Here is a 2,657-nt window from a genome sequence, read left to right on the forward strand (position 1 = left end):
AACGGTGCTAACGGCACCGGGATAGACGCGGTTTGGCGGGCTAATCCCGCAAACAATGGCGGCGAAAAGTTCGCCATTGTAGAGGCAAAGGCAAGCCGTGATGAAGATGCACCGAAGTTCATGCGAAAAATGAATAATACAAGAAAGCCGGGGGTCGCATCGAAGTTGGGCGTTTCTGGTCTCACGGAACCGAGTGAACTCATAGAACCTGCCGAGAATGCCGAACCCACTGCCACAGCTGAAACCAAGAGAAAAATTAACAAAGGCAAGAAACAAACTCACGCCCAAAAAAGTGAAAATCCCACAACTAAAAAAACGAAAAGAATACTCGTGCAGATGAGTGACGAATGGATCGAGGAGAATTTGGAGAAAGCGGTATCGGGATATTCACTACAACTGCAAGTTGCTGGCTCATATAGTCGCCACTTGTTTTACACCCCTCTCTACCACATGAGCTCTAGCCCTAGGGAGCACGCTAGTGCTCGCCTTAACAATACAAACGAAGCGACACATGAAAATCATAAAGCGTTCCACTATTCGGAAGCTGAAGTGAAGAGCTTCGTCAACAAACGTAAAAAATCACTAACAAAGAAATATGGCGCAATAGATTCGCTTAAGCTAGAGGTGTAAACAATGACTAAAAGACAAAAATTCTTTAGCGAAGCTCATTACAAAAACTTTTTACGAGAGCACGACGAAGCTACTGAGCTTCTGAAAACGACTAAATTCAAATCCGACACTCCAGAAGGCGAACAAACACTCCGCGCGAGATTTATTCAGCGCTTGGCTCTTCGCAAGCTGACCGCGACCTATACGGCGGGAGAAGAGATTCAGTCTTTGACTTCCCAGCTTGAAAACTTAGTTGAAACTTACGAGCTTAGACAGGCCACACTAGCGAAATCTGAAAGCTTACCCGAAATCTCACCGTTAGCCATTGATGATTGGGCGCATGAATATGAAGAATGCGTGCAAGTTATCAGTCTTTGTATCTTACTTCATCGCACAGACCTTCTTAAACGATTCGTAAGACTACTAGACAATGCGGGATATGCCGGTGACGACACATTGTATGAAGACTTGCTCTGCAAAATCCTGCCTGACCGAACAGACGTAGATCAGTGGTATCACGATGTTTACTCTCCTCTAATTCAAGCAATTTATGCAGATACCAGAGAAGAAGCTTCGGACCTTCTTAAGAAATTCTGCAGTCAATGGTATCCAGCTTTCAAACAGGCCCCTTGGCATGACACCCACCTTCAAGGAGAGGAAGGAAACTATGTTGGATACTGGGCTTTCGAAGCTGGTGCCGTTGCTTTTCTATACGGTATCGACGACAGCAAAATAGACCACATGGTTTATCCAAAAGATCTAGTCGAATACGCCCGCACCTATCAGCCAGCAAATGACTCTCAAATCGCACGAACCGACGGCGGTCAACCGTGCACGAAAACCGGCTACTGGTTCACTCCTGCAAAATCTGATTCGAGACAACATTTCCGGCAGGGCGAGATTATGCCGAGATTCAGTGATTCCAAATGGGGCGAAACTATCTGGTACTGGTCTGGCGAAGAGTAACCATTGCCGCATCTCTCGGCTATGATCCGAGCTGTTGATAAGCGCTTGGTCAAATGGAAAGGCATGCAGCGCAACAACTCTGCTGCCTGCTCCGGTTCACGCCATCCGAAAAGAGCGGAAAAGCCTGCGAACAAAGATGCCGCCGTTGCAGCCAAGGGCACAGACGGCGCAAGTGGCACTCACTCCAACCAGGGCGAAGCCTCCAAAGTTGGTCTTCAGGCTCCTTCCAGCATTTTGAACGAGGGCTTGGGGTGTCAGCGGCGAGCACATCGTCGACTATATCTGTGCTGTGGAGTTTGGCTGGGGCAAGGACTGGGATGGGCACGACAAGGGCGCTGACGGTAAGTGGCTTGAAGATTTGCTTAGGGCGATCAACTTGAAAACTTTTTCGCGGGCGGGGCCCCAAGACCAGGCACACACAAATGAATAATATTCTTCCCTTCCTACTTGCCGCTATGCTGCTGACAGGACCCACCTGTTCAAATGCAGGTTCGTTGCCATATGATGCTTGGCGCTTGGGCTTTTCGGCACCTGACTACATGGAAGTCTGGATCGAAACAGCGGATTTTGTGGATATGAAAGGGCAAGTATATCGACGTGCAATGAGTGGGGTTTCAGCCATTCAGACCCCTGAGAATAATAAGGGCAACCCGAAAGGCTGGCCTAAGAAATCGGGTTGGGGGAAAGGGAAGTACGTGACGAATGCAGATTTACCGAAAAAAATCTACGTCCGTTGGCAATCTTTAGTCGAACCCCAGACATATCAAGTAGGCATTGATATAGCTGAGTCAACTCGGGAGATTATGCGCACGAGTGAAAAAACTTATTGCGCAGCTACAGGAAAGTGGACAACCGGATACCGAAAAGCAATCGCTATCGGTCTCGCACCCGGTGGCATTGTGAAAGTTTGGGTACTTGGCCCATGCCTAACACCCATAGAGGTCACGCGAGTAAAAGCTGAGGTGGATCCGCGTGGGCCATACGAAGGCAAATCGGGTGGTCAATACGATTCGCTATCTGAGATTTCTAGAATGCACGTGGAGAAATTCGGCGTGCCATATGGCTCTTGGTGATTCACCACT

Annotated in this window: 2 protein-coding genes and 1 pseudogene; all 3 read left to right on the top strand. The window is 48.4% G+C overall.

The window, feature by feature from the left end; genetic code table 11:
• Nucleotides 1-630 (top strand): annotated as a pseudogene (locus GXB78_RS27925) (hypothetical protein); the annotation flags it as partial.
• A 3-nt stretch (nt 631-633) separates the two neighbouring features.
• On the top strand, nt 634-1,575 hold the full coding sequence (locus tag GXB78_RS27930; protein ID WP_329517851.1) for a PoNe immunity protein domain-containing protein: 942 nt from the start codon (nt 634-636) through the stop codon (nt 1,573-1,575).
• A gap of 422 nt (nt 1,576-1,997) precedes the next feature.
• A complete protein-coding gene (locus tag GXB78_RS27935; RefSeq protein ID WP_329517852.1) occupies nt 1,998-2,648 on the top strand; it encodes a DUF2931 family protein in 651 nt (216 codons plus the stop codon).
• Nucleotides 2,649-2,657: the final 9 nt, after the last annotated feature.

This window comes from Pseudomonas moraviensis subsp. stanleyae, from assembly GCF_036283065.1.
GTDB classification, from domain to species: domain Bacteria; phylum Pseudomonadota; class Gammaproteobacteria; order Pseudomonadales; family Pseudomonadaceae; genus Aquipseudomonas; species Aquipseudomonas stanleyae.